The organism is Arthrobacter sp. UYCu512, from assembly GCF_040547075.1.
In the GTDB taxonomy this organism is placed as follows: Bacteria; Actinomycetota; Actinomycetes; order Actinomycetales; family Micrococcaceae; genus Arthrobacter.
This window is the reverse complement of sequence record NZ_JBEPPA010000004.1, coordinates 57,592-81,453: the sequence shown is the minus strand read 5'-3', so window position 1 is coordinate 81,453 and position 23,862 is coordinate 57,592. Positions and strand designations below refer to the sequence as shown.

The window sequence follows — 23,862 nt, the reverse complement described above, 5'->3', positions numbered from 1 at the left end:
GCCGTTCCATCTGGACCGGCGTTGCTTCGGGGCTATAGCTCAGTTGGTAGAGCGCTTCGTTCGCATCGAAGAGGTCAGGAGTTCGAATCTCCTTAGCTCCACAACAAAAGCCCTCCAAGCTGCGGAAACGTTCGGTTGGAGGGCTTTTTCCTTGCCCCGGCTATTGGGCGGCACCGGCTCCGCCAGCCGCACAAGCCCTTGGTTCCGACGGTCACCGAGATGTATCGTTGACTATCGTTGTATATCGTTCGCGATTGACTCAAGGAGAGCATAATGCGCAATTCATACCCGGCAGGCGGATTTCGCGGCAACAACATTGACGGCATGTGGGAGGCCGTTGAGGAGTTGCGTTCACGGTTTGAGAAACGCTCCGGCACCCGCGCGGGCCGTGGCGAAGTGCGCTCAGCGGTGCTGTCGCTGCTCGCTGAACGGCCCATGCACGGCTACCAGATCATCCGTGAAATCGAGGAGCGCAGCGGCGGTAGCTGGAAGCCAAGCGCCGGCTCGGTTTACCCGACGCTGCAGCTGCTGGCCGACGAGGGGTTCATTAAGGCCGAGGAATCCAACGGACGCAAGATCTACTCGCTGACCGAAGCAGGCCGGGAGGATGTGGCCGGTGCCGGCGCGTCAACGCCCTGGGAGTCAACAGCTCCGGCGTCGGGCCCGGCATCAGGCCCCGGTTTCGGAGCGCTGCCCAAGGCCGGCATCGAGCTAGCGCAGGCTGCGACCCAGGTGGGGCGCACCGGCTCGCCGGCGCAGGTGCAGGAGGCCGTGCGGGTGCTCGACGAGGCACGTCGCCGGCTCTACTCGATCCTCGCCCAGGACTGAGGGGAGTGGCGTCGGTTCGCCGAACCCGGGCCGATGCGGGACCAGGCGCCGGGGACATCCGGGCCCGCTACCGTCGCATCCTGCGCTTTGCCGCGTGGCATCTTACAGTGACCTGGTGGTTCGAGCTGTTCCTGCCGCGCCTCGGGCTGGCCAGGATTGCCGAGCGGACCAGAACAAAGAGGATGCGGCGCTTCGCGCAGCGTTTCCACGTGCTCGCGGTGGACCTTGGCGGCCTGATGATCAAGGTTGGTCAGTTCCTGTCCTCCAGGCTGGATGTCCTCCCGCCGGAGATCACCAAGGAGCTGGAGGGACTGCAGGACGAGGTGCCTCCGGTTTCGTTCGCCGCGATCCGAACCCTTGCAGAGGAGGAGTTCGGCGCACCGCTGGAGCTGGTGTTCGCCTCGATCGAGGAGACGCCGATCGCCGCGGCGTCCCTCGGCCAGGCGCACCGGGCGAGGCTTCTTCCGGGCGATGCCGCCGACACCGGGTTGGACAGCGTGGTGCTTAAAGTGCAGCGTCCCGGCATCGACGCGATTGTCGACGTCGATCTGGCGGCATTGCGAAAAGTAGGCGGCTGGCTCAGTCACGTGCGCCTGGTCTCCGATCGTGCCGACATGCCGGCCCTGGTCGAGGAGTTCGCGCAGACCAGCCTGGAAGAAATCGACTACCTGCACGAGGCCGCGAACTCAGCGCGCTTCGCTGCTGACTTCGCCGACGATCCCCGGGTGAGTGTGCCGGAGGTCGTCTGGGAGCGCAGCACCCGACGGGCGCTGACCCTGGAAGATGTCACGGCGATCAAGATCACCGACTCCGAAGCGCTCGTTGCGGCGGGCATCGACCCGGCACAGGTTGCCCCGGTGTTCGCGTCGGTGATGTTTGACCAGATGTTCACGAACGGCTTTTTTCACGCCGACCCGCATCCGGGCAACATTTTTGTTACTCCGGCTACGGACCCCGCAGCAGAGCGCCCGTGGACGTTGACTTTCATTGACTTCGGGATGATGGGTGAGGTGACGGCGAGTACCCGCGGTGGCCTGCGGAAGCTGCTCATCGCGGCCGCTTCACGTGACGGCCAGGGGTTGGTGACTGCAATCCGCGACGTGGGTGTGCTGGTACCCAGCGCCGATACGGTCGAACTTGAGCGGGCGATGATTCACCTCTTTGCCCGGTTCGGCGGGATGGGCTTCGCCGAACTCCGCGAGGTGGACCCGCGGGAGTTCCGTGATTTTGCGGTCGAGTTCGGCGACGTCGTCCGCTCCTTGCCGTTTCAGTTGCCGGAGAATTTCCTGCTAATCATCCGGGCGATGTCCCTGACGTCGGGGGTGTGCAGCACGCTGGACGCCCGCTTCAATTTGTGGGACACGGTGGAACCCTATGCGGGCCAGCTGTTGCGCGACGAGCGCGGCAACATTGTGCAGGATGTGGCCCAGCAGGCGTTCGACACCGCCGGGTTGGCCCTGCGCCTGCCGAAACGCCTGGACGGGCTCCTGACCCGGCTGGAAGACGGTTCACTGGCGGTTGCCAATCCGCGCCTGGAGCAACAGGTAAAACGGCTAAACCGCTCGGCGCAGCGGATCGCTTCGGTGTTGATATTCGGTGCCCTGCTCATGGCCGGTTCCGTGCTCCGCGCGGACGACACGGTGCTCGGCAATGTACTCCTGGCCGCTTCGGTGCTTCCGCTGCTGCACGGATTGTGGGCGGGGCGCAGCGGCCTCTGAGCTGACCGGCACCCGGCTATAGGCCGGGGGTGCGGATCAGCGCTGATTCCGGCGCTGCATAGGGGCTCCCAGCGCGCTGCGGGACGCAAATCGCTCCACGACGAGGGTTTCGAGTCACAATGCCATAACTCTGCTCTCGCCCCGCTGCGGCGGGGCCGAGGCCTGACGAAACCCTGCGCACGAGGCCCCCAAACCTCACCTTTACGCCCTTAGCGAACGCGCCGTTGTTAGTGTGAATGAGTCGAAACAGATGCGCAGGAGCCGGACGGGACGCCAGTCCGGCTGCAGCGAAGGCAACTCGCCAGTGAGCTGCCGGTCCCCGGGAGCACAACCCACGACCTGCCCAGCAGGAACAAGCCGCGAAACGCGGCACACGCCGTTGGTTTGCTTGCCGCATTCGACCAGACCCACCGTTAACGAAGCATTCACACACGACAGTGCCAGGCTAGGGCCGGGAGCTGTCGCGTAGACAGGCCAACAGTGAGCGAAAATATTGCAGTAAGCGTCAAGAACGTCTTTAAGGTTTTTGGCAAGAAGCCCCTCGAAGCCGTGCGGCGGCTGAAAGCCGGACAGACCCGCGACCAGGTGGCCTCCCTTGGAACCGCTGCTGTCGTGGACGCCTCTTTTGAGGTCAGGGCCGGTGAGATCTTTGTGGTGATGGGCCTTTCGGGCTCCGGCAAATCCACGCTGATCCGCATGCTGAACGGGCTGTTGCCCGCCTCCGCTGGCTCCGTTGTTGTCGACGGCACGGACATATCCCAGCTCGCCGGCGCGGCCCTTCGCCAGGTACGGCAACGGAAAATCTCCATGGTTTTCCAGCATTTCGCCCTGATGCCGCACCGCACCATCATCGAGAACGCGGCCTACGGCCTGGAAGTACAGGGCGTTGCCAAGGATGCCCGCCTGGCCAAGGCAAAAAAGATCCTGGCACTGGTCGGCCTCGCCGGCTGGGAGGACAAGTATCCGTCCCAACTCTCCGGCGGCATGCAGCAGCGCGTGGGACTCGCTCGGGCCTTGTGTGCAGAAACCGAGATCTTGCTGATGGACGAAGCTTTCTCCGCGCTTGATCCGCTGATCCGCAGGGAAATGCAAGAGCAGCTCCTGACCCTCCAGGCCGATCTGGGTAAGACCATTGTCTTCATCACCCACGACCTCAACGAGGCTATGTTCCTCGGCGACCGGATCGCCGTTATGCGCGACGGGGAAATCGTTCAGATCGGGACCCCCGACGATATCCTGACCCAACCTGCCAACGACTACGTGGCCCACTTCGTCAAAGATGTCGACCGCACCCGTGTGCTGACTGCAGGCTCGGTGATGGAACCCGCCCGGGCAGTCGTAAATCTCACCGGCGGACCCCGCAATGCCTTGCGCGCCATGCGGGATCTGCAGACCTCCGCCGCGTTCGTCGTCGATAAGAGGCGCAATTTTCACGGCATCGTGCGGGACCGCGATGTAATGCAGCTCGTTGAAGCCCGCAGCCCGGAACTGTCAACGGTGATTCGAAACGCCGCCGACTTCGTTTCTCCGGACACTGCCCTCGCGGACTTGTTCGGCCTGGCCGTGGAGAGCCCGATTCCGCTCGCCGTGGTCGACGACGCCGGTCGGCTGGTCGGGGCGATCCCGCGGGTGACGCTGCTGGCCGCCTTGGGCAACGTGCCGTCCACCACGACGGGCATCCCGGTGGTGGAGAGCACCCCCGCACCGATTCCCGAGCAAATCATTACAGCCGCGCTCCAATCGACCTCGGCCGAAACCGCAGCAACCTTCGGAGGCGAAAAGTAGCCATGGACTCCATCCTTTTCAGAATTCCCCTAGGCGCCTGGGTGGACAGCGCCCTCGAATGGATCATCGCAACTTTCGGCGGATTCTTTACCGTGCTCCGATCAATCTTTCTGGCACTCTTTGACGGTGTCAGCTGGCTGCTGAGCACCCCGCCGTTCTGGACCGTCATCGTTGTCCTGTGCGCGCTGGCATTTTTCGCGCGGGGCTTCAAACTCGCACTGGGGTCCCTGCTCGGATTCCTCCTCATCTACGGGGTAGGGCAATGGGAAAACGCGATGGACTCGCTGGCGCTTGTGCTGGTGGCCAGCGCCTTGGCAATCGTGATCAGCGTGCCGCTGGGCATCCTGACCGCAAGGTCCTCGGGCGCCTCATCAGTGGTGAAGCCGGTCCTGGACTTTATGCAGACGATGCCGGCCTTCGTCTACCTGATCCCGGCGCTGCTGCTGTTCCGGGTCGGCGTCGTGCCCGGCATCGTGGCCACCATCATCTTCGCGATGGCACCAGGCGTACGGTTCACCGAGCTCGGCATCCGCGGAGTTGACCGCGAAGTTGTGGAAGCGGGACACGCCTTTGGCGCCAGCCCCCGGCGGATCCTTACCCAGATCCAGCTTCCGCTGGCGACACCGACGATTATGGCCGGCATCAATCAGGTCATCATGCTCTCCCTGTCGATGGTGGTCATCGCCGGGATGGTCGGCGCAGGCGGACTGGGCGGCGATGTGGTCAAAAGCCTCAGCCGGATTGACGCCGCGCTTGGCTTCGAAGCCGGGATCTCGGTGGTCATTCTGGCCATCTTCCTGGACCGGGTGACAGCCAGCCTGGGCCGCCGGGCCGAAGCCACCACCAACTGAATGCCGGGAGGCAGTTCAGCCCACCTACCGAAAGACTCCCGGAGGCATTCACTCGCACCCGGGACTGGGCCGCGCTTCGGCGCGGGATCGAAAGGAAACACATGAAATCTTCACCACTTATGCACCTGACAGCCTTTGGCGCTGCAGCACTGCTGACTCTCTCGGGCTGCGGCACCGGAGGCAGCGCAGACACCGCCAGCAGTGGTCCCGGCAACGGCGACAAAAAAGATGTCAAAATCGCTGTTTTCAACGGCTGGGATGAAGGCATTGCCGCCTCTGAACTCTGGAAAGCCGCGCTGGAGGAGAAGGGCTACAACGTGTCGCTCGAATATGCGGCGCCGGCACCGGTCTACTCAGGTTTGTCAACGGGCGACTACGACGTCACCCTGGACACTTGGCTGCCTGTTACGCACAAGAGCTATATCAAAAAATACGGCGCTGACATGGTTGACCTTGGCTCGTGGAATGACGAAGCAAAGCTGACCATTGCGGTGAACAAGGACGCCCCCGTGGATTCCCTGGATGAGCTTGCCGCCAACGCAGACAAGTTCGGTGGCCGGCTCGTCGGGATCGAACCGGGCGCCGGACTGACGGAAGCCACTACGGACAAGGTCATCCCGGAATACGGCCTGCAGGACATGGAGTACCTGACGTCCTCCACGCCGGCCATGCTGTCCGAACTCAAGACGGCCACCAGTAAGGGCGAAAACATCGCGGTCACACTGTGGCGCCCGCACTGGGCCTATGACGCCTTCCCGCTGAAGGATCTCGCCGATCCCAAGGGCGCCCTGGGCGCAGCTGAAGGCATTCACAGCTTCGCCAGTAAGTCCTTCGATAAGGATTTCCCGGCCCTGGCCGGATGGCTGAAGGGCTTCAAGATGGACTCGGAGAAGCTGTACTCCCTTGAGAACGCCATGTTCAATGGAGAAAAGACTGATGATTACGGTCCCGCCGTCAAAAAGTGGATGACCGAGAACAAAGACTATGTTGCTTCGCTGACCGATTAATTCCTCGGTAGGCGGGCACTGGCGGAGAGAACGGTGCCGGTCACGGCGCCGCACGGCGGTTTCCGGGCACGGTTGGCCCGGGAACCGCCTCCGTTAACCGGCTGCCCTGCTGGAAGGCTGCCGTGGATTGCCGCGAAAATGCGGTTTTTGCACCGAAATGTGCGGTGCCATTGCACCAGTCCTCCGGTTCTTGTGCCAAGGTAGGATTCGGCACCCGCCAGGGTATGTCCTGGAACGGGCCACAGGCCCCGGATACGGAGTAATTTTGACGAACAATCACCCCCTCGACGCGGGTTCTGCCCGTCCGCGCCGCGGCACGAAGCTTGTGGCTGCAGCGGCCGCGGCGCTGGCCGGGTTGCTCACGGTATCCGGCTGCGCCGGACCCGCGACGCTGGCCGCCGAACGCGTGGTGGATACGACGCCGGTCGCCACCGGTTGGTTGCACACCGCTGGGGGCACCATCCAAGACTCGAACAACTCGCCGTTCGTTATCAAAGCCACCTCCTGGTTCGGGCTGGAGACCCCCGACTGCGTCCCGCACGGACTGTGGGGGACGCTGACGATTGATGAGGCACTGGCCAACATCAAGTCCATGGGCTTCAACACCGTCCGGCTGCCGTTCTCGAACGAGTGCCTGGCTGCGACGGCGGTCAAAGGAAACGTGAACTACTGGGCGAACCGCGCCTACAACCTCGAAGGCAAACGGCCCCTGGACGTGATGGACACGGTCATCGCCCGAGCCAAGGCTAACGGGCTGCAGATCATCCTGGACCGGCATCGACCAAGCAGCGCCGACCAGTCACCCCTGTGGTACACGGCTGCCGTCCCGGAGACGAAGTGGATCTCCGACTGGAAGATGCTCGCCGACCGGTACAAAAACGATCCCACCGTAATCGGGGCCGACCTGCATAATGAGCCGTACGGTGCGGCCACCTGGGGCCGCGGTTCGGCCGCCACCGACTGGCAGGCGGCGGCCACCCGGGGCGGGAACGCCGTCCTGGCGTCAAACCCGAAGCTGCTGATCATCGTTGAAGGCATCGAAAACCAGGGCGACGGGTCAGCGACCTGGTGGGGCGGTGGACTTTCCGACGTCGGCGCCAAGCCGGTAGTCCTTAACACGCCCAACCGCGTGGTGTACTCCCCGCACGACTATCCGGCATCCCTCTACGCGCAGAAGTGGTTCAGCGACGCGAACTACCCGAACAACCTGCCGGCCGTCTGGGACAAGAACTGGGGCTACATCCAGAAACAGGGCATCGCCCCGATTTTGCTCGGTGAATTCGGCTCTGCCCTGGCAACAGAATCGGACAAACAGTGGATGAGCTCGATCGTCTCCTACCTGGCCGCCAACAAGATGAGCTACGCCTACTGGTCCTTCAACCCGAACTCCGGGATCACCGGCGGCCTCGTCAAAACGGACTGGCGCACCCCGGAGACCGCTAAGCTCGCTGCCCTCGCGCCGATTCTGACCGGAACGCCGGTTATTAACTTCCCGTCACCGTCCCCGTCCCCGTCAGCGACGCCGAAGCCGACCGCGACGCCGACTGTGGCGCCGACACCGTCCCCGTCGGCGACGCCGAAGCCGACCGCGACGCCGTCAGCGACGCCGACCCCGACAGCATCCCCGTCCGGTGCCCCTGCCATCACCGCAACATGGAAGGCCACCAGCTCATGGAACGGCGGGTACGTTGCCAGCCTGGAAGCCACAGGCCTCCGGATAGCGCCCAGCTGGTCGGTGTCCTGGAAAGACCCCAATGTCACCAAGGTGGTCAACTCATGGGGCGTAAAATGCACCATCGTCCCCAAGGCGTCGGTTAGCTGCACGGGATCCGATTGGGCCGCTTCCATTCTGCCCGGTCTGAAGCGCACTGCAGGGGTTCAGCTGGACTCCTTAAAAGCCCCGGTCAACCCGGTGCTTACGCTTAAATAGCTGCGAGCGGGAGCGTCGCGGCGCTGCCGGACCCTCCCGCTGCCCCTTGCGGACCCACCCTTGCGGCCCGGAACGGGTGCGGCGGCCGGCCCGGGTCACTGCCCTGGTCCGGTATGCCGATATCCTGTTCGATAAGACGAGGAGAACCATGACCACCCTGAAGGAACGCCTGCATGCCGACGTCGTCGGCCACATGAAGGACCGCAACAAGGTTGCACTCACCACGGTGCGCAACGTCCTGGGTGAAATCGAAACACGCGAAAAGTCCGGTAAGACCCCTATCGTGTTGGACGATGCCCAGGTGACATCCCTGCTGCAGAAGGAAGCCGCCAAACGCCGCGACACGGCCCGTATTTACATCGAAGCGGGGGAGTCGGAGCGGGCCGCCGCCGAAATCGCAGAAGCCGAAATCATCGAGGCATACCTGCCGCAAGCCCTGAGCAAGGCCGAAGTGGAAGCAATTGTCGATGAGGTCGTCGCTTCCCTCACGGCTGACGGCAGTGAACTGACCATCCGCCAGCTGGGTGCCGTGATGAAGCCAGTGACGGCGAAGGTCGCCGGACGTTTCGACGGCAGGGCCGTCAGCGAGATTGTGCGCAGCCGCATCACGCAGTGAATAACAAGCGGATGACCGGGCGTGCGGTGAGCTCGCCCGGAGTGAGCCCCCAGCGGCCCCCTGTATCCTGAGAGGTGCCCCGCATGGCGGTCCCGCGGGCTTCCGCCGCAAACGTCAGTCTCCGATCCGCCCCTCGGACTCTGGGATTGGAACTCTTATTACTACCGCCGTTCCTGGCCGCCCGCCGGCACCTCTAACGCTGGCCCGCAAGCCCCCTCGGGCACCGGCACCGGATGATCCCGCCGTCGTGACGTGGGCCGAGGCCGGCCAGGGCAAGACCGCCCGCTGGCGCTCAGCGAACGGCAGGCTGGCGCCGTCGCGTATCGAGGTGGTCACCGATTCCCTGACAGCCGATGACGCGAACCGGATGGCGTCCCAGGGCATCGCGATGCTCTGGCACGGTGACTTCCACAATGCGCGTCAAATCCTCAACGCCCTGGACCGGCGGCTCGGGGCCGGGAAAAAGAAGGCCGCTGCCGCACCTGCCGATGAGTTCTACCGCCACAGGCAGTCCCGGTCGCACCGCGCACGCGTTCTCGGCTTGTTGCTGATTCCGCTTGATCCGGGCCCGGTGGTGCCGCTACGGCGCGCCCCGGACATCCGCGCGGCCGCCGAGGCGGCATACGGGACCATCAGCGAACCGTCGGTGGTGTCGCTCCATGAGCTGGTCGGGGCTATCGGAGCGCACGAGTGGCGGCGGAAGGGTGTCCACGTGGACGCCCTGCAGGGCCGCATCCATCCGCACTACGGCACGTTTTTCCCGACCCGCAGTGAGTACGTGGACCTGGTGGCCGCGGCCGCGCTGCCATCGCACACGCTGGCGTTCGACGTCGGCACCGGCACCGGGGTACTGGCAGCCGTCCTCGCCCGGCGCGGCGTCCAGCGTGTGCTGGCAACAGACAATGAACACCGCGCGGTTGCGTGTGCCCGCGAAAACTTCCGGAGTCTGGGGGTCGAGGACCGTGCCGAGGCGGTCCTGACCGATATGTTCCCGCCCGGGCGCGCACCACTGATCGTGTGCAATCCGCCCTGGATTCCGGCGACGCCGCATTCGTCCCTCGACAACGCCGTCTACGACCCCGGCAGCCGGATGTTGTTCCGTTTCCTGAACGAACTTCCCGACCACCTGGAACCAGGCGGCGAAGGCTGGCTCGTCCTGTCGGACCTGGCGGAACACCTGGGGCTGCGGTCCCGTAAGGAACTGATTGACGCCATCGAGGCGGCCGGCCTGAAAGTACTGGAACGGCTCGACACCAGGCCAACCCACCCCAAGGCATCAGACCGCAACGATCCGCTGTTCGCCGCCCGCGCAGCCGAGGTCACCTCCCTGTGGCGGCTCGCAATCCGTTAGTGCTGCGCCGCGCCAGACGCACAATTGCTGTTCCGAACCCATCACCAAGAAAGAAAACAACCCATGAGCCTGATCCGGCTGCAAGATGTCAGTGTGCGCTTCGAGAACACCCAGATCTTTCGCGAGGTGTTCTTCCGCCTTGAAGCCGGGGACCGGGTGGGCCTGATCGGGAAAAACGGCTCCGGCAAGACCACCATCCTCAAGCTCATCCTCGACCAGGTCACACCTGACACGGGCACCGTCGCCCTGGAGCTGGATACCAAAGTGGGCTACTTCTCCCAGTTCTCGGAACTCAACGGTGAAGCGACCATCCTGGAAGTACTCGATGCGCTGTTTTCCGACATCAAGACGGTCGAGGCGGAACTGGCCGCCATCGATTCCGCCATCGCCGATGGTCCCGCCGAGAGCGAACTGGACCGGCTGATCAGCAGGCAGGCTGAGCTCTTCGAGGACATGGAACGGCTCAACGGCTGGGACTACCCGCGGCGCATCGATACCGTTCTGACCACCTTGGGCTTTGACGAGGCCCACCGCCGCTGCGCGATCGACGAACTCTCCGGAGGCTGGCGCAACCGTGCGGCGCTGGCCAAGATCCTGCTCGAAGGCCCCGACGTGCTCCTGCTCGATGAGCCCACCAACTTCCTGGACGTCGCCGGTGTCGAGTGGCTCGAAAGCTGGTTCCGGGACTTCAAGGGCGCCGCAATCATCGTCTCGCACGACCGGAAATTCCTGGACGCCGTGGTCACGCGGATCATCGAGGTTGAGAACTTCCACCTGCACGAATACCCGGGGAACTTCGGCGAATACGTGGTGCAAAAACAGTTCCGACTCAAAACCCTCGAGCAGCAGTTTGTGCACGAATCTGAACTGCTGGCCTTTGAAGCCGAGGGGATTGCCGACCGGCGTGAAGCCGCCAAAGCGGCCGGCCGCGGGCTGGGGAACCAGTTGGCCAAGATTAAGAAGTCCCGCACACCGCGTCCCGTCGACCAGATCGTCACGGAGATCTACGGCGGCCTGCACGTCAAGGACGTCCTCTGCCGGGTGGAGGGGCTGGGCAAGGCCTATGGGGACAAGCTGCTGTTCGAGAATTTGAGCTTCGAGATCCGGCGGGGGAACCGGATTGTGATCCTTGGCTCCAACGGCACTGGCAAGTCCACGCTGCTGAAGGTGCTGACCGGCGAAGAGCAAGCCGATTCCGGTGCGGTGGCCTGGGCCAAGGGGCCGGGTTTTGTCTCCTACAACCAGATGCTTGAGGACCTCGACGACGCCGATACGGTGTCGCACGCGGTCAATGCGCTGCCTGACAGCCTGGCCTTTAGCGCCACGAAGAAGTCCGTTAACCGGTTCCTGGCGATGTTCCAGTTCTCCGAGGCCGACCTCAAGCAGAAGATCGGGAACCTGTCCGGCGGGCAGAAGGCGCGCGTCGCCATGGCGCAGTGCCTCCTCTCCGGCGCCTCGGTCCTGCTGCTGGATGAGCCGACCAACCATCTGGACATGTCCAGCACCCAGGTCATGGAACGTGCGCTGATGCACTTTCCCGGTGCCGTGGTGGTGGTCAGCCACGACCGTTTCTTCAGCGAGAAAATCGCCAACCGCCACGTGGTGTTCGGCGCCGACGGCGCAGCCCCCGGTGAAATCGATGTCCGTGTCGCCTAGGTGTTCGTCCACCGGGGCATCCACCTTGCCGGCGGTTTAAACGCCCCGGGACTGCGCTGGTGGCCCTGAAGCGGGATAATCGAACCATGGCTACGCAAGATCCGGACCGGGACCCGTGGGATGAGTTCGACAAGCTCACTCCGGCGCAGCCCGACCGGGTGCGCGGCTACCCCGGCGGTGAACCCGTCGGGTTCGGTTTCCGCACGGGCGTGCGCAGTGCGAAAGTGGCCGTCGGCTTCGCCGTTTATGCCTTGACGCTCGGCACCATCCTGGTGGTGGTTGGCGCCGTCGCCTTCAGCAGCCAAGGCCAGTGGCTCCTGCTCGGGCTGATGGTGCTCATCGAGGCCGTGTTCATCCTGGCATTCAGCCGGCTGCTCGCACAGGCACGGCGACGCCGCTGACGGCGACTCCGGCGACGCCGCTGACGGCGACTCCGGCGGGGCCGCTATTTCCGGTGCCGGGCGGTTACGGCGAGGTAGGCGCCCAGCGCGCCGACGCCGCCGATACCGGCGGCGAAGAGTGTTTTCGGCCAGTTCCGCCAGCGGTCCGGCTGGACTGACACCAGCTCCCCGACGGCGTTGATCAGGGCTGCGGTGATAAGCCCGGCGACAATCCGGTTCCCGGTCTTCTCCGCCTTGTCCATGAGCCGGTCCAGTTCATCGGCGCGGAAATGAATGTCGATGCCACCGCGCTCGAGGACCTCGACCATTCGGCGCAGGATTTCCGGCGCATCTGCCCCGAAGCGCAGGGCCTCCCGGCCGAGCTTCGCCAGTCGCTCCGTGAGGGCTTCCGGTGACAGCGAGCCGAGGATAATCTTCTGCGTGTAAGGGCCCAGCTGGGTGGTCAGCTCGAATCGGGGGTCCAGCTGTTTGCCCAGCCCGTCCGCCATGACCAGCATCTTCAGCAGCAGGGCCATCTCCCGCGGCAACCGCAGCCGGTATTTGCGCAACAGGCCCGCCAGCTCCGAAAGGACTGCCACGATCGCAATCTCGGCCAGCGGCCGGCCGGCGTAACGGTCCACAAGCCGGCCCAGGTCCGCTTGCAGTTCGGCCAAGCCATCGTTTGCCTGAGCCGCACACAGGCGGACCAGGGCCGTGGTCAGCCGGGCGGCGTCCTGTTCCACGACGGCCAGGAGCATCCGGACCAGGTGTTCGCGGGTGCCGTCGCTGATTCGGCCTACCATGCCGAAGTCAATGATGCCCAGGCGCCCGTCCGGTTCCACAAAGAAGTTCCCGGGATGCGGGTCGGCGTGGAAGAAGCCGTCCTCGAAAACCATCTTCAGCAAGATGCTGCACGCCTCGTGGGCGAGCATGCCGGTGTTGATTCCCGCAGCCTGCAACGCGGCGGCGTCGTTGACTTTGATGCCGCGGATACGCTCCAGCGTGAGGATCCGGGATGTGGTCGTGTCCCAGAAGACCTTGGGAATATGGACCCGGTTGTCGGCGGCGAAATTTGCGGCGAAGTGCTCCGCGTTCCTGGCTTCCTGCAGGTAGTCCAGTTCTGCGCGCAGGGTCTGGGAGAACTCGTCGACGAGGGCAGCCAGATGGAGTCCGGCTGCCCTCGTGGACGCCCGCTCGGCCCGTTTGGCGAGCTCGGCCACGAGCTCCAGATCCTCATTGATCTGGTCCACAACGCCGGGCCGGCGGACCTTGACCACAACGTCGAGATTCCGGCCGCCACCGGCAGTGTCACCCGGGACAGTTTTCGCAAGGTCTGCCGGGTCCGGCGCGATCCGGGCGCAGTGGACCTGGCCGATGGAACCGGTGGCGAGCGGATTGTCCTCCAGCGATTCGAGCAGCCAGTCCGCCGCGCTGCCGAGTTCCTCGGCGATCACCGCACGGACCTGCCCAGCAGCAACGGGCGGGGATGCGTCCTGGAGTTTGGCCAGTTCGGTGGCGTACTCCGGAGGCAGTAGGTCCGTTCGCGTTGAGATGATCTGGCCGAACTTGATGTACACGGCCCCGAGGTCTTCCAAGGCGAGCCGGACGCGCACCGGCAGGCTCGCTTCCCGGGGTGGCCGATGGTGATCCTGTCCCGCGTTCCCGCCGGCGGGCCGGAACCTGTCCAGCCCGAAGTGTGCCAGCGCGAAGCCCAGCCCGTGCTTGGTCAGGATCTCCACGATGTCCCGGAACCGGTCCCGCCGCGCGCTCATGACGCCAGACTACACGCGGACCTGCCGGGCGGGGTCGGCTACAGCCAGTCCTTCCGTTTGAAGATCGTGTACATCAGCGCTGCGGTTCCGGCCATCAGCCCGATGGCCATTGGGTAGCCGTAGGCCCACTGCAGTTCGGGCATCCGGACGAAGTTCATCCCGTAGACGCCCGCGACAAATGACGGGGCGAAGAAAATTGCCGCCCACGACGAAATTTTCTTTACCTGCTCGTTCTGCTCGGCGCTGGCCTCGTTTTGCCGGTTGGCGGTCAGCGTGCCATCGAGGGTGAGTGCGTTCTGCAGCAGGTCGCGAAAGGAATCAGCGCGGGAAATCAGCCGCTCCACGTGGTCTTCGACGTCGCGGAGCTTGTGTTGGAGATCGATGTCCACGCCGTATTTTTCGAATCCCCGCCGCAGCAGCTGCATCATCGCCGGCAGCGGGTGGATGGCCCGCTGGAACTGGATGACTTCCCGGGCCAGTTCGTAGATCCGCCGTGAAACAGTGGAATCGCCGCTGAACAGCTGGTCTTCGATCTCGTCGATATCATTTTCCAGTCCCGCCACGACGGGAACGTAATCGTCCACTACCTGGTCCATCAGGGCGTAGAGGACAGCCTCCGGGCCGTGGCTGAGGAGCTCTGGACGCTGTTCCAACTGTCGCCGCACCTGCGCCACCCCGCCGCTCTCGGCGTGCCGGATGGTGACCACAAAGTTCCTGCCAGTGAATACGTGGAGTTCGCCGAACTCCACTGTTTCAGTCTCGTCCAGATACCGTGCGGGCCGCAGCACAGTGAAGAGGTTGTCATCGTAACGTTCCAGTTTGGGTCGCTGATGGGCGGAAATTGCATCCTCTACGGCGAGCGGATGCAGTCCAAACTCCGCGGCGACAGCGGCCATTTCGTCTTCGGTCGGCCGGTAGAGGCCAACCCACGCCATGCCGCCCTGCCGGTTCAGGATGTCAAAGGTCTGTTCGAGGCTCTGCGGCTCGACGCTGCGGACGCCGTCAACGTAGACGGCGTTATCGATGATAGTCACGGGACCATTATCCCGGCTTCTGCGCCCGCGGGGCTGCTGGAGCCGCCGCGCCGCCCAAGGCCAGCCGGCTAATCAGCGGCTCGGTCCGGTAGGGGATATGGGTATGCAGGGCCAGGACTGTCTCGGTCCGGATGACGCCTTTGACCCGAAGGATGGAGCGAAGGGCAACCTGGAGGTTGTGGGTGTCGGTGGCCACAACGCGGCACCAGACATCGCCGCGTCCGGAGATCTCGTGCACTTCCAGGACCTGTGCAATCAGGCGCAGTGCGCCCACCACACCGTCGAGTTCCCGGTGGTTCACCTCAATGGTGACGAATGCGACGACGTCGTAGCCCACCGCCTCCAGGTCGATTTCGCGGCCGCCGTCGTGCAGCAAACCGGAACGCTGCATGCGCCTTACCCGGGACTGGGCGGTGTTGCGCGCGATGCCCAACGTTTCACTGAGCTCGCCAATCTGTACCCGCGGATCCCGGATCAGCGCCAGCAGGATTTTCAGGTCGGTGGGGTCCAGGCTGTTCAAATCATCACTCCGGTTCATTTTGACGGTAGCAGCTTGACTGTTTTGATCAATTTTGGCATGAAAATAGGCTGACTCGATCAGCAATGCCCCATTCTTGATGTATCAAATCATCACGGGCTGGCCGTTCCCCCATCACAGGGAATACGCGGTCCGGTTTTACGCAAGGGCATGGATATGACGGTCTTCAGCGAGCTTCGCATGCGCCCCGCCACGGCAGAACGCTGGGGCTGGGACGCCTCCACTACGGCCCGGCTGGTGATGGCCGGCGCCGTGATCTTCACGCTGCTTGTCGGCGCGAATCTAGCGACCCCGATCTACCCGCTGCTGCAGGCCAAGCTTGGCATCACCGCCCTGGATATCACTGTGGCGTTTTCCGCCTATGTACTGGCGCTGGTGGCCACCCTGATCCTGGCAGGCCACTGGTCCGACCACATCGGCCGGCGGGCAGCGCTGATGCTTTCGGTGCTGGTGGGCCTTGCGGGAGGTTCGGTGTTTGCAACGGCGGACAGCATGTTCGCGCTGTGTGCCGGCCGGGCGCTGCAGGGCATTGCTGTGGCGCTCGCCACCGGCGCCAGTTCGGCGGCGCTGCGCGAGCTGCTGCCCAGCCGTCCCGAGTGGGCGTCGAGGTTCACCTTGCTGGCGTCGGCGGGCGGCGTGGCGGCCGGTCCCGCCATCGGGGGAGTGCTTTCGATGCTGCCGGGGCCCACCTCGACTCCGTACTACCTGCATTCGCTGCTACTTGCAGGGCTGCTGGTCCCGCTGTACCTGCTGAAGGCCCGTCCGGCCATCACCTCGATCGCGGGTCCGCAGCCGTTGCGGGTGCTGGCGCCGCGCCGGCCATCGGTCTCCAGCGAGGCGCGCGGGGCATTTTGGCTGGCGTCCTCGGTGGGCTTTCTCAGTTTCACCGTCTTCGGCTTCTGTCTCTCCTTGGCGCCTGGCTATTTCGCCCAGATTGTGCACGCCGATTCGCGGCCGCTGATCGGGCTGCTGGCGGGACTGACGCTCGGGTCCTCCGCGCTCAGCCAACTCCTCGCCGTCCGGGGCCGTTTTGTGGTGCCTGCCGGGCTGGGCGTGCTGGCCGTGTCGGTGCTGCTGATCGCCGCGGCTGCCGCGTGGAGCAGCCCGTGGCTGCTGATCACCGCAAGCGTGGCCGCCGGAATCGGACAGGGAGTCTCCTTCCGGACAGTATTCAATGATGTTGCCGGAAGGGTCGAGGCGTCCCGCCACGCACAGATCATCAGCACCGTCTACGTCATTACCTACCTGGGCAGCGCGTTTCCCGTCATCGGGCTTGGGCTGGCAGCCGGGGTCGTTGGCCTGCAGACTGCGGTCACGGGCTTCGTTGTGCTCTGCGCCATCGCAGCGGGTGTCCTTGCTCTGATCACGCTGCGCGGGGCGTTGCGCCGGGCCTGACGTGATCGCCGGGCCTGACCTGAGAGCCGCACCGGACGGCGGCGGACGGTAGTCCTAATCCGGCAGCGGGCCCAGGTTTCCCTGGATGTGGTCGAACACGAGGGTGGTTTCGGTGTGGCCCACGACCGGGTCGGTGGCCAGGTTGTCCAGCACCCAGTCCCGCAGATCTTCAGTGGTGGCGACTGCGATATGCAGCAGGTAATCGACCGAACCCGAGGTGTGGAACGTGGACAGGACTGCAGGGAGCTTCGGGACCCGGGCGGTAAAGCGGTCGATCTGCTCGCGGTCGTGGGCCCGGAGCCTGACGGCAATGAGGGCCTGCACGGAACGGCCGATCGCGGACAGGCTCAGCTTCGCCTCGAAGCCTTCGATGATGCCGCGTTCGGTTAGCGCCCTGGTGCGCATCAGGGCCGTGGACGGAGCGATGCCGACCAGTTCGGCGAGCTGCTTGTTGGAGATCCTGGCGTCGGCCACGAGGGCCGCGAGCAAGCGCTCGTCGATGGCGTCCAACGGCTCGCCGGAGCTGGCTCCGGGCCGAAGATTCTTCGCACTGCTGCCCACGGGTCCTCCTTGGTGTGTTGTCAGTTCATCATAAGCGGCTGATTCCGGCACTTCCATTCGTCGACCCTACAAAACTCCGAATTATTGCCGGATACTTCTGGTATTCAATGGTGAATATTCATAAGGAGCAACGGTGCTTTCTCAAGACTCGCTGGCAGTCCACGCCGGCCGGAACGGCCTCACGGAACTGGGCGTTCACGCTGTGCCGATCGATCTTTCCACCACCGCGCCGCTTCCGTCCGTGCACGACGGGGGCCTCGCCTATGAACACATGGCCACCGGCGGCGCTCATTTGGAAGGGCAGAGCACCGTCTACCAGCGGCTCTGGAATCCGACCGTTGCGCGGTTCGAAGAAGGCGTCGCCGTCCTCGAAAAGACACCGGAGGCGGTCGCATTTGCCACCGGTATGGCCGCGCTTAGTGCTGTATTGCTAGCGGTCGTCGCGACCGAAAAGAAGCATGTGGTCGCGGTGCGGCCGCTGTACGGCGGGAGCGACTATCTGCTGGCATCGGGGGTGCTTGGCAATGACGTTACATTCGCCACCCCGGACGGTGTGCACGCCGCGCTCCGGCCCGATACCGGACTGGTGATCCTTGAGACGCCGGCTAACCCGAGCCTGGAACTCGTCGATATTGCCCGGGTGGCCGCAGCGGCGGACGGCGTCCCGCTTCTGGTTGACAACACTTTCGCGAGCCCCATCCTTCAGCAGCCCTTCGACCTTGGTGCCGATATGGTCCTGCACAGCGCCACCAAGTTCCTCGGCGGACATGGCGATGCGATGGGCGGTGTGGTGGCTGCCGCTCCCGAATGGAGCACGCGGCTGCGCCAGATCCGGGCCGTCACCGGCGGCATTCTCACACCGTGGCCGGCCTACCTGCTCCACCGCGGCCTCGCCACGCTCCCGGTCCGGGTGCGCGCTCAGCAAGCCAGTGCGCAGAAGGTTGCGGTCGCCCTGGCCGGGCACGGGCTCGTTCGGCGTGTCTTCTACCCTGGGCTGCCCGAGTGCGATCCGCAGGGGCTGATCGGCAGCCAGATGGCGGGTCCGGGCTCGCTGATCGCGTTCGAGGTGGGCAGCGCTGAGCAGGCCGAACGGATTCCCGGTGCGGTCGGCATGATTACGCATGCGGTTTCGCTCGGCGGCATCGACACCCTGATCCAGCATCCGGCTGGGCTGACGCACCGGCCGGTTGCAGCCGAGGCTAAACCGAATGCCAGCCTGCTGCGGGTCTCGATTGGCCTGGAAGACCCGGCCGACGTTGTGGCTGACCTCGTGCAGGCCATCGAAGCTACCCGCTAGCCGGAGCCGGAGCAGCGGCCGGGGCCGCCTGCCGGGCGGGGTGCACGACGGCGGTGATCACAGCCGTCGTGCCGGCCAGCCCGATCACGGCCAGGGCCAGGGCCGCCCAGCCAAGTGACTGGAAGACCAGTCCGCCGGCCCAGCCGATGACGCTGGATCCGAGGTAGTAGGCGAGGTTGTAGAGCGAGGCTGCCTGGGCCCTGCCGGTCCTGGCAATTACCCCGGTCCAGCCAGCGCCGACGCTGTGCGCCGCGAAAAAGCCGGCTGTGAACAGCAGCAGGCCCACCAGGATGGGCGCCAGCAATTGAAGCAGTGTCAGGGCCAGGCCGGCCACCATCAGCATCGTTCCTGCGATCAGCACAGTGCGCCGCCCGAACCGCGCAGTGAGTCCGCCGGCCCAGCGGGAGGAGACAGTGCCGGCAAGGTAGGCCAGGAAGATCAGGCTGACAATAGTGGCCGGCAGGCCAAAGGGTTCCCCGGAAAGCCGGAAGCCAAGGTAGTTGTAGACGGCCACGAATCCGCCCATCAGCAGGAATGCCTGGATGTAGAGGGCCATCAGGCGCGGGTTCCGGGCGTGTCCGGCCAGAGTGCGGAGCGCGCCGCGAAAGCCGCCGGCCGTTGCCGCCGTGAAGCCCCTGGCCCGGGGCACCAGGAGCAGGAACATGGCGGCCGCCGCGGCCGCGAGGAGCGAGACGGCCAGGGCAGCGGCCCGCCAACCCCAGAGTTCGCCGACAAAGCCGGCAACCAGCCGGCCGGCCAGCCCGCCCAGGGTGGTGCCGGCGACATATGTTCCGGCCGCCAGCGCCGCGTGGGCCTTGTTGACCTCCTCATGCAGGTATGCAATGGCGATGGCGGGGATGCCGCCCAGGGCCATTCCTTCGAGCATCCGCAGGCCCAGCAAGATCGGGAGGCTGGCGGCGAGCGGGACCATCAGGCCCAGGACCGTCGCCGCCGAGATGCCCCACATCATGGCACGGACGCGGCCGATGCGGTCGGCCAGGAACGACCAAGGAAGTACCGTCACGGCAAGCCCCGCAGTGGCTACGGAGATCGTCAGTGCCGCCTCGGCTGCCGTGACCTGCAACTCCGTTGCCATCATCGGCAGGACCGCCTGGGTGGAGTACAACTGCGCGAAGGTGGCGACGCCGGCAAAGGCCAGTCCGGCAAGAATCTTCGTGTAGGCCGCGGATCCCCTGGCGTGCCCTGGCCAGGCCGGCCCCGCCACGCCGATGACGCCCGGTGTTGCCGCGGAGCCTGCGGTGGGGAGTTGGCGGCGCAGGCGTCGGGGCATGATCTCAGGATAGGCTCCCCAAAGGCATGTCTCCAATGCATGTTTCCCATAGAATCAATAGCAAATATGGAACGATGGAAAGATTGGTCGACGGGCGTGGAGCACAAACAGATGGCCCAGCTGCTGCCGCTGCTTCCTTTGCTGGCCGAGCTCGGACGGACCCAGCACATTACTGCGACGGCAGAAGTGCTGGGACTGCCACAATCGACAGTCAGCCGGGGAATCGCGAGGGCCAGCAGCATCATCGGAACCGAACTGCTGATCCGTGACGGCCGCGGCGTGCGGCTGACCTCCGCGGCCAGGGCGCTCCTTCCGCATATCGAGGCTGCGCTGGGCGAGTTCCAGTCCGGCCTGGACCTGGTCCGGCATGAGTCGGAGGTGGCACGGGGCCGGATCGCGGTGTCCTTCCAGCACACCTTCGGGGAGGCAATGCTGCCGCTGTTGATCAGCGCCTTCCGCGTCCGGCATCCCCAGCCGGCCTTCGACCTCAGCCAGGGGGCACGGGCCGGTTGCCTGGCGGAGTTGGCTGCCGGTGCGGCAGACCTGGCGCTGACCGCCCCTGTCGCGGTTCCCGGCCGGCTGATCTCCTCCGCTGCCCTGTACCGGGAACCGTTGCGGCTCGTTGTGCACCACAGGCACCCGCTCGCGGGACGCCGTCGGGCCGCTCTGGCGGAGATCCGGGGCGAACCCTTCGTGGCGATGGGTCCCGGCTATGGCATGCGCTCGCTGACAGACGCGTTGTTCCGGGAAGCTGGTTTCCGGCCCCGCATCGCGTTCGAGAGCCAGGACACCCACACCGCCAGGGGACTCGTCTCGGCAGGGCTCGGCGTCAGCATCCTCCCGCCCGGCGGCCCTGCCCCTGCCCCCGGCGGCCCTGCCCCTGCCCCCGGCGGCCCTGCCCCTGCCCCCGAGGGCGCCGCGCAGCCCGGCGACCTTGGCTGGGTGGAGCTCGCACTGGATTCAGGCCTCGCCTTTCGGGAGATTGGCCTGGCCTGGCGGGAACGGCGCGGGGGAGCAGGCCCCGAGCCGTACCCGGTGCGCCTGTTCCGGGAGCTGGTGCTCAGTGAAGGCCCTGCACTCCTGGCAGGCTTCGTCCGCGAGCGCTCCGGCGCCTGAAACCGCCGTCATCCGCTAGCGGGTTCGATCCGGGCTCGCCGCATCGAAACCGCGAGTACGTCCGAAAGCCGCGAGCCGGCGGTATCCCTTCCGGCCGTCAGCCCAGCAGCTCCGCCACTACCTCCGCAACGGATCCGGCCCGGGCCCGTTGCCAGCCCGTCCCGGCCCAGAGGTTGACCCGCTCTCCGTCCCCTGCGGCGGCAGCAGCGGCGCGCAGCGGGGCGGTCAGGTGGTGCACAGCCGGGTAAGCGTCCGGGGCATCGGGATGGTCCCGGACAAAGTCGTTAACCAAGGCCCGGGCCGGCCGTCCGGTGAAGGCCCGGGTCAGCGCCGTCCGGGTGAAGTGCGGACTGGCGAGGGCATCCTTATGCAGCTGCCGGGCGCCGCTTTCGGCCGTGCGGAGGAACGCGGTGCCCAGCTGCGCCGCCTGGGCCCCCGCGGCCAGAACCTCCTCGACTCCCGCCCGGTCCATCACTCCGCCGGCAGCCACCAGCGGGATCCCGACGGCGGCCCGCACCGCTGTGACAAGTTCCGCCGTCGAGCCTGGCCCGCCGCCGCCGCCGCCGCGGTTGTGGCCGCGCCCCGTGGCGCCCGGCTGAAAGGCCGCACTGTGGCCGCCGGCGCTGCCGTGCTGCACCACCAGTGCGTCCACGCCCTGTCCTGCGGCCTCCAGCGCCTCGGAAACCGTCGTGACGGTCGCAAGCACAGCGGAGCCGGCCCGATGCAGCGCGCGCACCACGTCGGTGCCCGGCAGGCCGAACACAAAGCTGACCAGTTCCACCGGATCTGCCATCAATAACTCGACTTTGCCCGGCCACTGGTCGTTGTCATCAAGCCGCAGCGGCGGGATATCAATGCCGTACCGGAGGGCATCCGCGCGCAGGCTGCCGCGATAGTCCTCAAGCTGCGCGCGTAACGCTGCGGACGGTGGCAGCTGGGCGGGGTCCGGCACAAAGACATTGATCCCGAACCGGCCCCCGAGGGCGCGCGAGCTGCGGATCTCCGCCTGCATGGCCTCCACGGTTTTGTAGCCTGCGGCCAGGAAACCCAAGCCGCCGGCATCGTGCACCGCTTTCACAAAGTCCGGAGTTGATGCTCCGCCGGCCATCGGGGCGGCGATGATGCGCGAGTCGAAGATGTGGTGCGACATTGCTCACTCCTGTCGGTGATTCAGTAGTCTGGTCCGGTGACTCATTCTGACATCCCGCCGGCGGCGGACCCTGTTCTCCCGACCGCGCCCGCCACGGGTGCCGTGATCGGCCTTGATATCGGCGGGACCAAGACGCGCGGGGTGCGCTTTGAGGCCGGCAAGGCAGTGGCCGACGAATCCGTAGGCAGCTCCAACGTCCAAAATGTCAGCCGCGAAGAGGCTGCCCTGAACCTCGTGGAGCTCTTCGCCAGGATCGGCGGCGGCAAGGTTTCCCAGGTCTATGCGGGCGCCGGTGGCATCGATACCGATGACGACGCCGCGGCGCTCGCCGCCCTGATCGCCCCTAACGTGCCGGGTGCCCGCATCACAGTGGTCCACGATTCGCGGCTCCTGCTGGCGGCCGGCGGCGCCACCACCGGCGTCGCTGTTATTGGCGGAACGGGCTCGGCTGCTTGGGGCCGGAACAGTGGCGGCGAGGAAGCCCGGGCCGGCGGCTGGGGCTACCTGCTCGGAGACGAGGGCAGCGGCTACTGGCTGGGCCGTGAGGCGGTACGCCACAGCCTTCGCCGGATGAATCAGGGGCTGGAACCGGACCAGCTCACCACGGCGCTGCTGGCATCCTGCGGTGCGGATGAACCCAACAAACTGATCGCGCTGTTCCATTCTGCGGACACGGGGCGCCGGTATTGGGCCGAGCGGGCCCGGCTGGTGGTCGATGCCGCCCTCGCCGGCCACGCCGCCAGCCAGGAGCTGGTGGACCAGGCCGGACGGGATCTCGCTTCCCTCGCGGTGCAGACGGTCCGGCAGTTGGGCAGCCAGGGCCCGGTAATCCTGGGCGGCGGACTGGGTATGAACGTGCAGCTCCTGCAGGAATCCTTCCGGGCCGCGCTGGCCGATGCGGGCATCACCGACGTCCGCGTCCTGGCGCAGGACCCCGTCTTTGGAGTGCTGCGGCTGGTAGCCGAGCAGCGCCGAGGCTGATCCGGCCGGCTACTACGCTGGAGCAATGAGCCTGAACTTCGACACCCGCCCCGCCGCGTACGCGGTCATCATCCGCGACGGCGCCATCCTCCTGGCGTATTGGAAGCAAGGTGGCAAGGAAGGCTGGACCCTGCCGGGGGGCGGCCTTGACCTGGCCGAGCACCCTGTCGACGGCTGCCGCCGTGAGGTTTACGAGGAGACGGGGTACCACGCCGAAGTCGGTGCCATGCTGGGGATTGATGTTGGCCATTGGCCGGCTGAGATCCGGATCGACGGCGGTGAACGGGACTTCCAATCGCTCCGGCTCGTCTACGAGGCGACGGTCACCGGCGGGCACTTACGGCACGAGGTGGACGGCAGCACCACACACGCGGCCTGGATTCCGTTGGCCGAGGTCGAAGGGCTGAACAAGGTCTCGCTCGTCGACGCGGCGCTCCGGCTCCGCCGCGAGCGGCCAGTCAACGGAAAAGTCTCCTGACGGCGTCCTAGCCAGGGCGGGGGAGCCCGGTTAGGCTGGGACCGTCGGCAAAATATGCGGCGGCATTCTGGAAGTGACGCGGGAGGTGGAGATGATGACTGCAACCGAACTGTGCGCACTGCGCGCC

At 65.6% G+C, this 23,862-nt stretch carries 21 protein-coding genes and 1 tRNA gene; 16 read left to right on the top strand and 6 right to left on the bottom strand.

The genetic code is table 11. The annotated features are described in order from the left end of the window. Window positions 1-28 precede the first annotated feature (28 nt). From ABIB49_RS05535 to ABIB49_RS05485, 11 genes are all read left to right on the top strand, one after another. Window positions 29-101, top strand: a tRNA-Ala gene (locus ABIB49_RS05535). Between the two features lie 172 nt (window positions 102-273). Continuing rightward, on the top strand, window positions 274-828 hold the full coding sequence (locus tag ABIB49_RS05530; protein ID WP_226773991.1) for a PadR family transcriptional regulator: 555 nt from the start codon (window positions 274-276) through the stop codon (window positions 826-828). Window positions 829-833: 5 nt separating this feature from the next. Then, window positions 834-2,546, top strand: a complete 1,713-nt coding sequence (locus tag ABIB49_RS05525; protein ID WP_282359692.1) for an ABC1 kinase family protein — start codon at window positions 834-836, stop codon at window positions 2,544-2,546. A 480-nt stretch (window positions 2,547-3,026) separates the two neighbouring features. Further along, window positions 3,027-4,331, top strand: coding sequence for a quaternary amine ABC transporter ATP-binding protein (locus tag ABIB49_RS05520; protein ID WP_226773989.1), 1,305 nt, complete (start codon window positions 3,027-3,029; stop codon window positions 4,329-4,331). Between the two features lie 2 nt (window positions 4,332-4,333). Continuing rightward, complete coding sequence (locus ABIB49_RS05515; RefSeq protein WP_226773988.1) at window positions 4,334-5,182, top strand: ABC transporter permease; 849 nt, start codon at window positions 4,334-4,336, stop codon at window positions 5,180-5,182. A 101-nt stretch (window positions 5,183-5,283) separates the two neighbouring features. Beyond that, a complete protein-coding gene (locus ABIB49_RS05510; RefSeq protein WP_282359691.1) occupies window positions 5,284-6,189 on the top strand; it encodes a glycine betaine ABC transporter substrate-binding protein in 906 nt (301 codons plus the stop codon). Between the two features lie 265 nt (window positions 6,190-6,454). Beyond that, the gene (locus ABIB49_RS05505; protein WP_282359690.1) at window positions 6,455-8,119 is read left to right on the top strand and encodes a cellulase family glycosylhydrolase; all 1,665 of its coding nucleotides are present in this window, start codon (window positions 6,455-6,457) and stop codon (window positions 8,117-8,119) included. A gap of 148 nt (window positions 8,120-8,267) precedes the next feature. Next, entirely contained in the window at window positions 8,268-8,735 is a 468-nt protein-coding gene (locus tag ABIB49_RS05500) for a GatB/YqeY domain-containing protein (RefSeq protein ID WP_226773985.1), read from the top strand. A gap of 247 nt (window positions 8,736-8,982) precedes the next feature. After that, window positions 8,983-10,086 (top strand): N5-glutamine methyltransferase family protein, encoded by a 1,104-nt coding sequence (locus ABIB49_RS05495; protein ID WP_282359689.1) that lies wholly within the window; start codon window positions 8,983-8,985, stop codon window positions 10,084-10,086. Between the two features lie 63 nt (window positions 10,087-10,149). Then, complete coding sequence (locus tag ABIB49_RS05490) at window positions 10,150-11,742, top strand: ABC-F family ATP-binding cassette domain-containing protein (protein WP_282359688.1); 1,593 nt, start codon at window positions 10,150-10,152, stop codon at window positions 11,740-11,742. Between the two features lie 86 nt (window positions 11,743-11,828). Further along, window positions 11,829-12,143: a hypothetical protein gene (locus ABIB49_RS05485; protein ID WP_226773982.1), complete on the top strand. Its 315-nt coding sequence runs from the start codon at window positions 11,829-11,831 to the stop codon at window positions 12,141-12,143. Between the two features lie 44 nt (window positions 12,144-12,187). Here the strand turns inward: ABIB49_RS05485 and ABIB49_RS05480 are convergent, their stop codons facing one another. Genes ABIB49_RS05480 through ABIB49_RS05470 form a run of 3 tightly spaced genes read right to left on the bottom strand, consistent with a single transcriptional unit; the run spans window position 12,188 to window position 15,466 of the window. Beyond that, window positions 12,188-13,894 (bottom strand): ABC1 kinase family protein, encoded by a 1,707-nt coding sequence (locus tag ABIB49_RS05480; protein ID WP_282359687.1) that lies wholly within the window; start codon window positions 13,892-13,894, stop codon window positions 12,188-12,190. 38 nt (window positions 13,895-13,932) lie between these two features. After that, window positions 13,933-14,928: a magnesium/cobalt transporter CorA gene (gene corA, locus ABIB49_RS05475; RefSeq protein ID WP_226773980.1), complete on the bottom strand. Its 996-nt coding sequence runs from the start codon at window positions 14,926-14,928 to the stop codon at window positions 13,933-13,935. 7 nt (window positions 14,929-14,935) lie between these two features. Continuing rightward, window positions 14,936-15,466 (bottom strand): Lrp/AsnC family transcriptional regulator, encoded by a 531-nt coding sequence (locus ABIB49_RS05470; RefSeq protein ID WP_226773979.1) that lies wholly within the window; start codon window positions 15,464-15,466, stop codon window positions 14,936-14,938. Between the two features lie 156 nt (window positions 15,467-15,622). Here ABIB49_RS05470 and ABIB49_RS05465 point away from each other — a divergent pair, with 156 nt between their 5' ends. After that, entirely contained in the window at window positions 15,623-16,861 is a 1,239-nt protein-coding gene (locus ABIB49_RS05465; protein ID WP_283480965.1) for an MFS transporter, read from the top strand. Window positions 16,862-16,915: 54 nt separating this feature from the next. On the opposite strand, the gene ABIB49_RS05460 is transcribed toward ABIB49_RS05465, so the two are convergent. Further along, a complete protein-coding gene (locus tag ABIB49_RS05460) occupies window positions 16,916-17,422 on the bottom strand; it encodes an Lrp/AsnC family transcriptional regulator (RefSeq protein WP_226773977.1) in 507 nt (168 codons plus the stop codon). A 133-nt stretch (window positions 17,423-17,555) separates the two neighbouring features. Here ABIB49_RS05460 and ABIB49_RS05455 point away from each other — a divergent pair, with 133 nt between their 5' ends. Continuing rightward, on the top strand, window positions 17,556-18,719 hold the full coding sequence (locus tag ABIB49_RS05455; RefSeq protein ID WP_282359684.1) for a trans-sulfuration enzyme family protein: 1,164 nt from the start codon (window positions 17,556-17,558) through the stop codon (window positions 18,717-18,719). Here the strand turns inward: ABIB49_RS05455 and ABIB49_RS05450 are convergent. Continuing rightward, entirely contained in the window at window positions 18,709-20,010 is a 1,302-nt protein-coding gene (locus tag ABIB49_RS05450) for an MFS transporter (protein ID WP_282359682.1), read from the bottom strand. The two genes, ABIB49_RS05455 and ABIB49_RS05450, sit on opposite strands and share 11 nt — an antisense overlap. A 66-nt stretch (window positions 20,011-20,076) precedes the next feature. Here ABIB49_RS05450 and ABIB49_RS05445 point away from each other — a divergent pair, with 66 nt between their 5' ends. After that, on the top strand, window positions 20,077-21,126 hold the full coding sequence (locus tag ABIB49_RS05445) for a LysR family transcriptional regulator (RefSeq protein WP_282359681.1): 1,050 nt from the start codon (window positions 20,077-20,079) through the stop codon (window positions 21,124-21,126). 97 nt (window positions 21,127-21,223) lie between these two features. On the opposite strand, the gene ABIB49_RS05440 is transcribed toward ABIB49_RS05445, so the two are convergent. Then, on the bottom strand, window positions 21,224-22,276 hold the full coding sequence (locus ABIB49_RS05440; RefSeq protein WP_282359680.1) for a nitronate monooxygenase: 1,053 nt from the start codon (window positions 22,274-22,276) through the stop codon (window positions 21,224-21,226). 36 nt (window positions 22,277-22,312) lie between these two features. On the opposite strand from ABIB49_RS05440, the gene ABIB49_RS05435 reads away from it, so the two are divergent. Next, entirely contained in the window at window positions 22,313-23,257 is a 945-nt protein-coding gene (locus tag ABIB49_RS05435; RefSeq protein WP_502913762.1) for an N-acetylglucosamine kinase, read from the top strand. Window positions 23,258-23,282: 25 nt separating this feature from the next. Then, window positions 23,283-23,735: an NUDIX hydrolase gene (locus ABIB49_RS05430; protein WP_226776063.1), complete on the top strand. Its 453-nt coding sequence runs from the start codon at window positions 23,283-23,285 to the stop codon at window positions 23,733-23,735. Window positions 23,736-23,862: the final 127 nt, after the last annotated feature.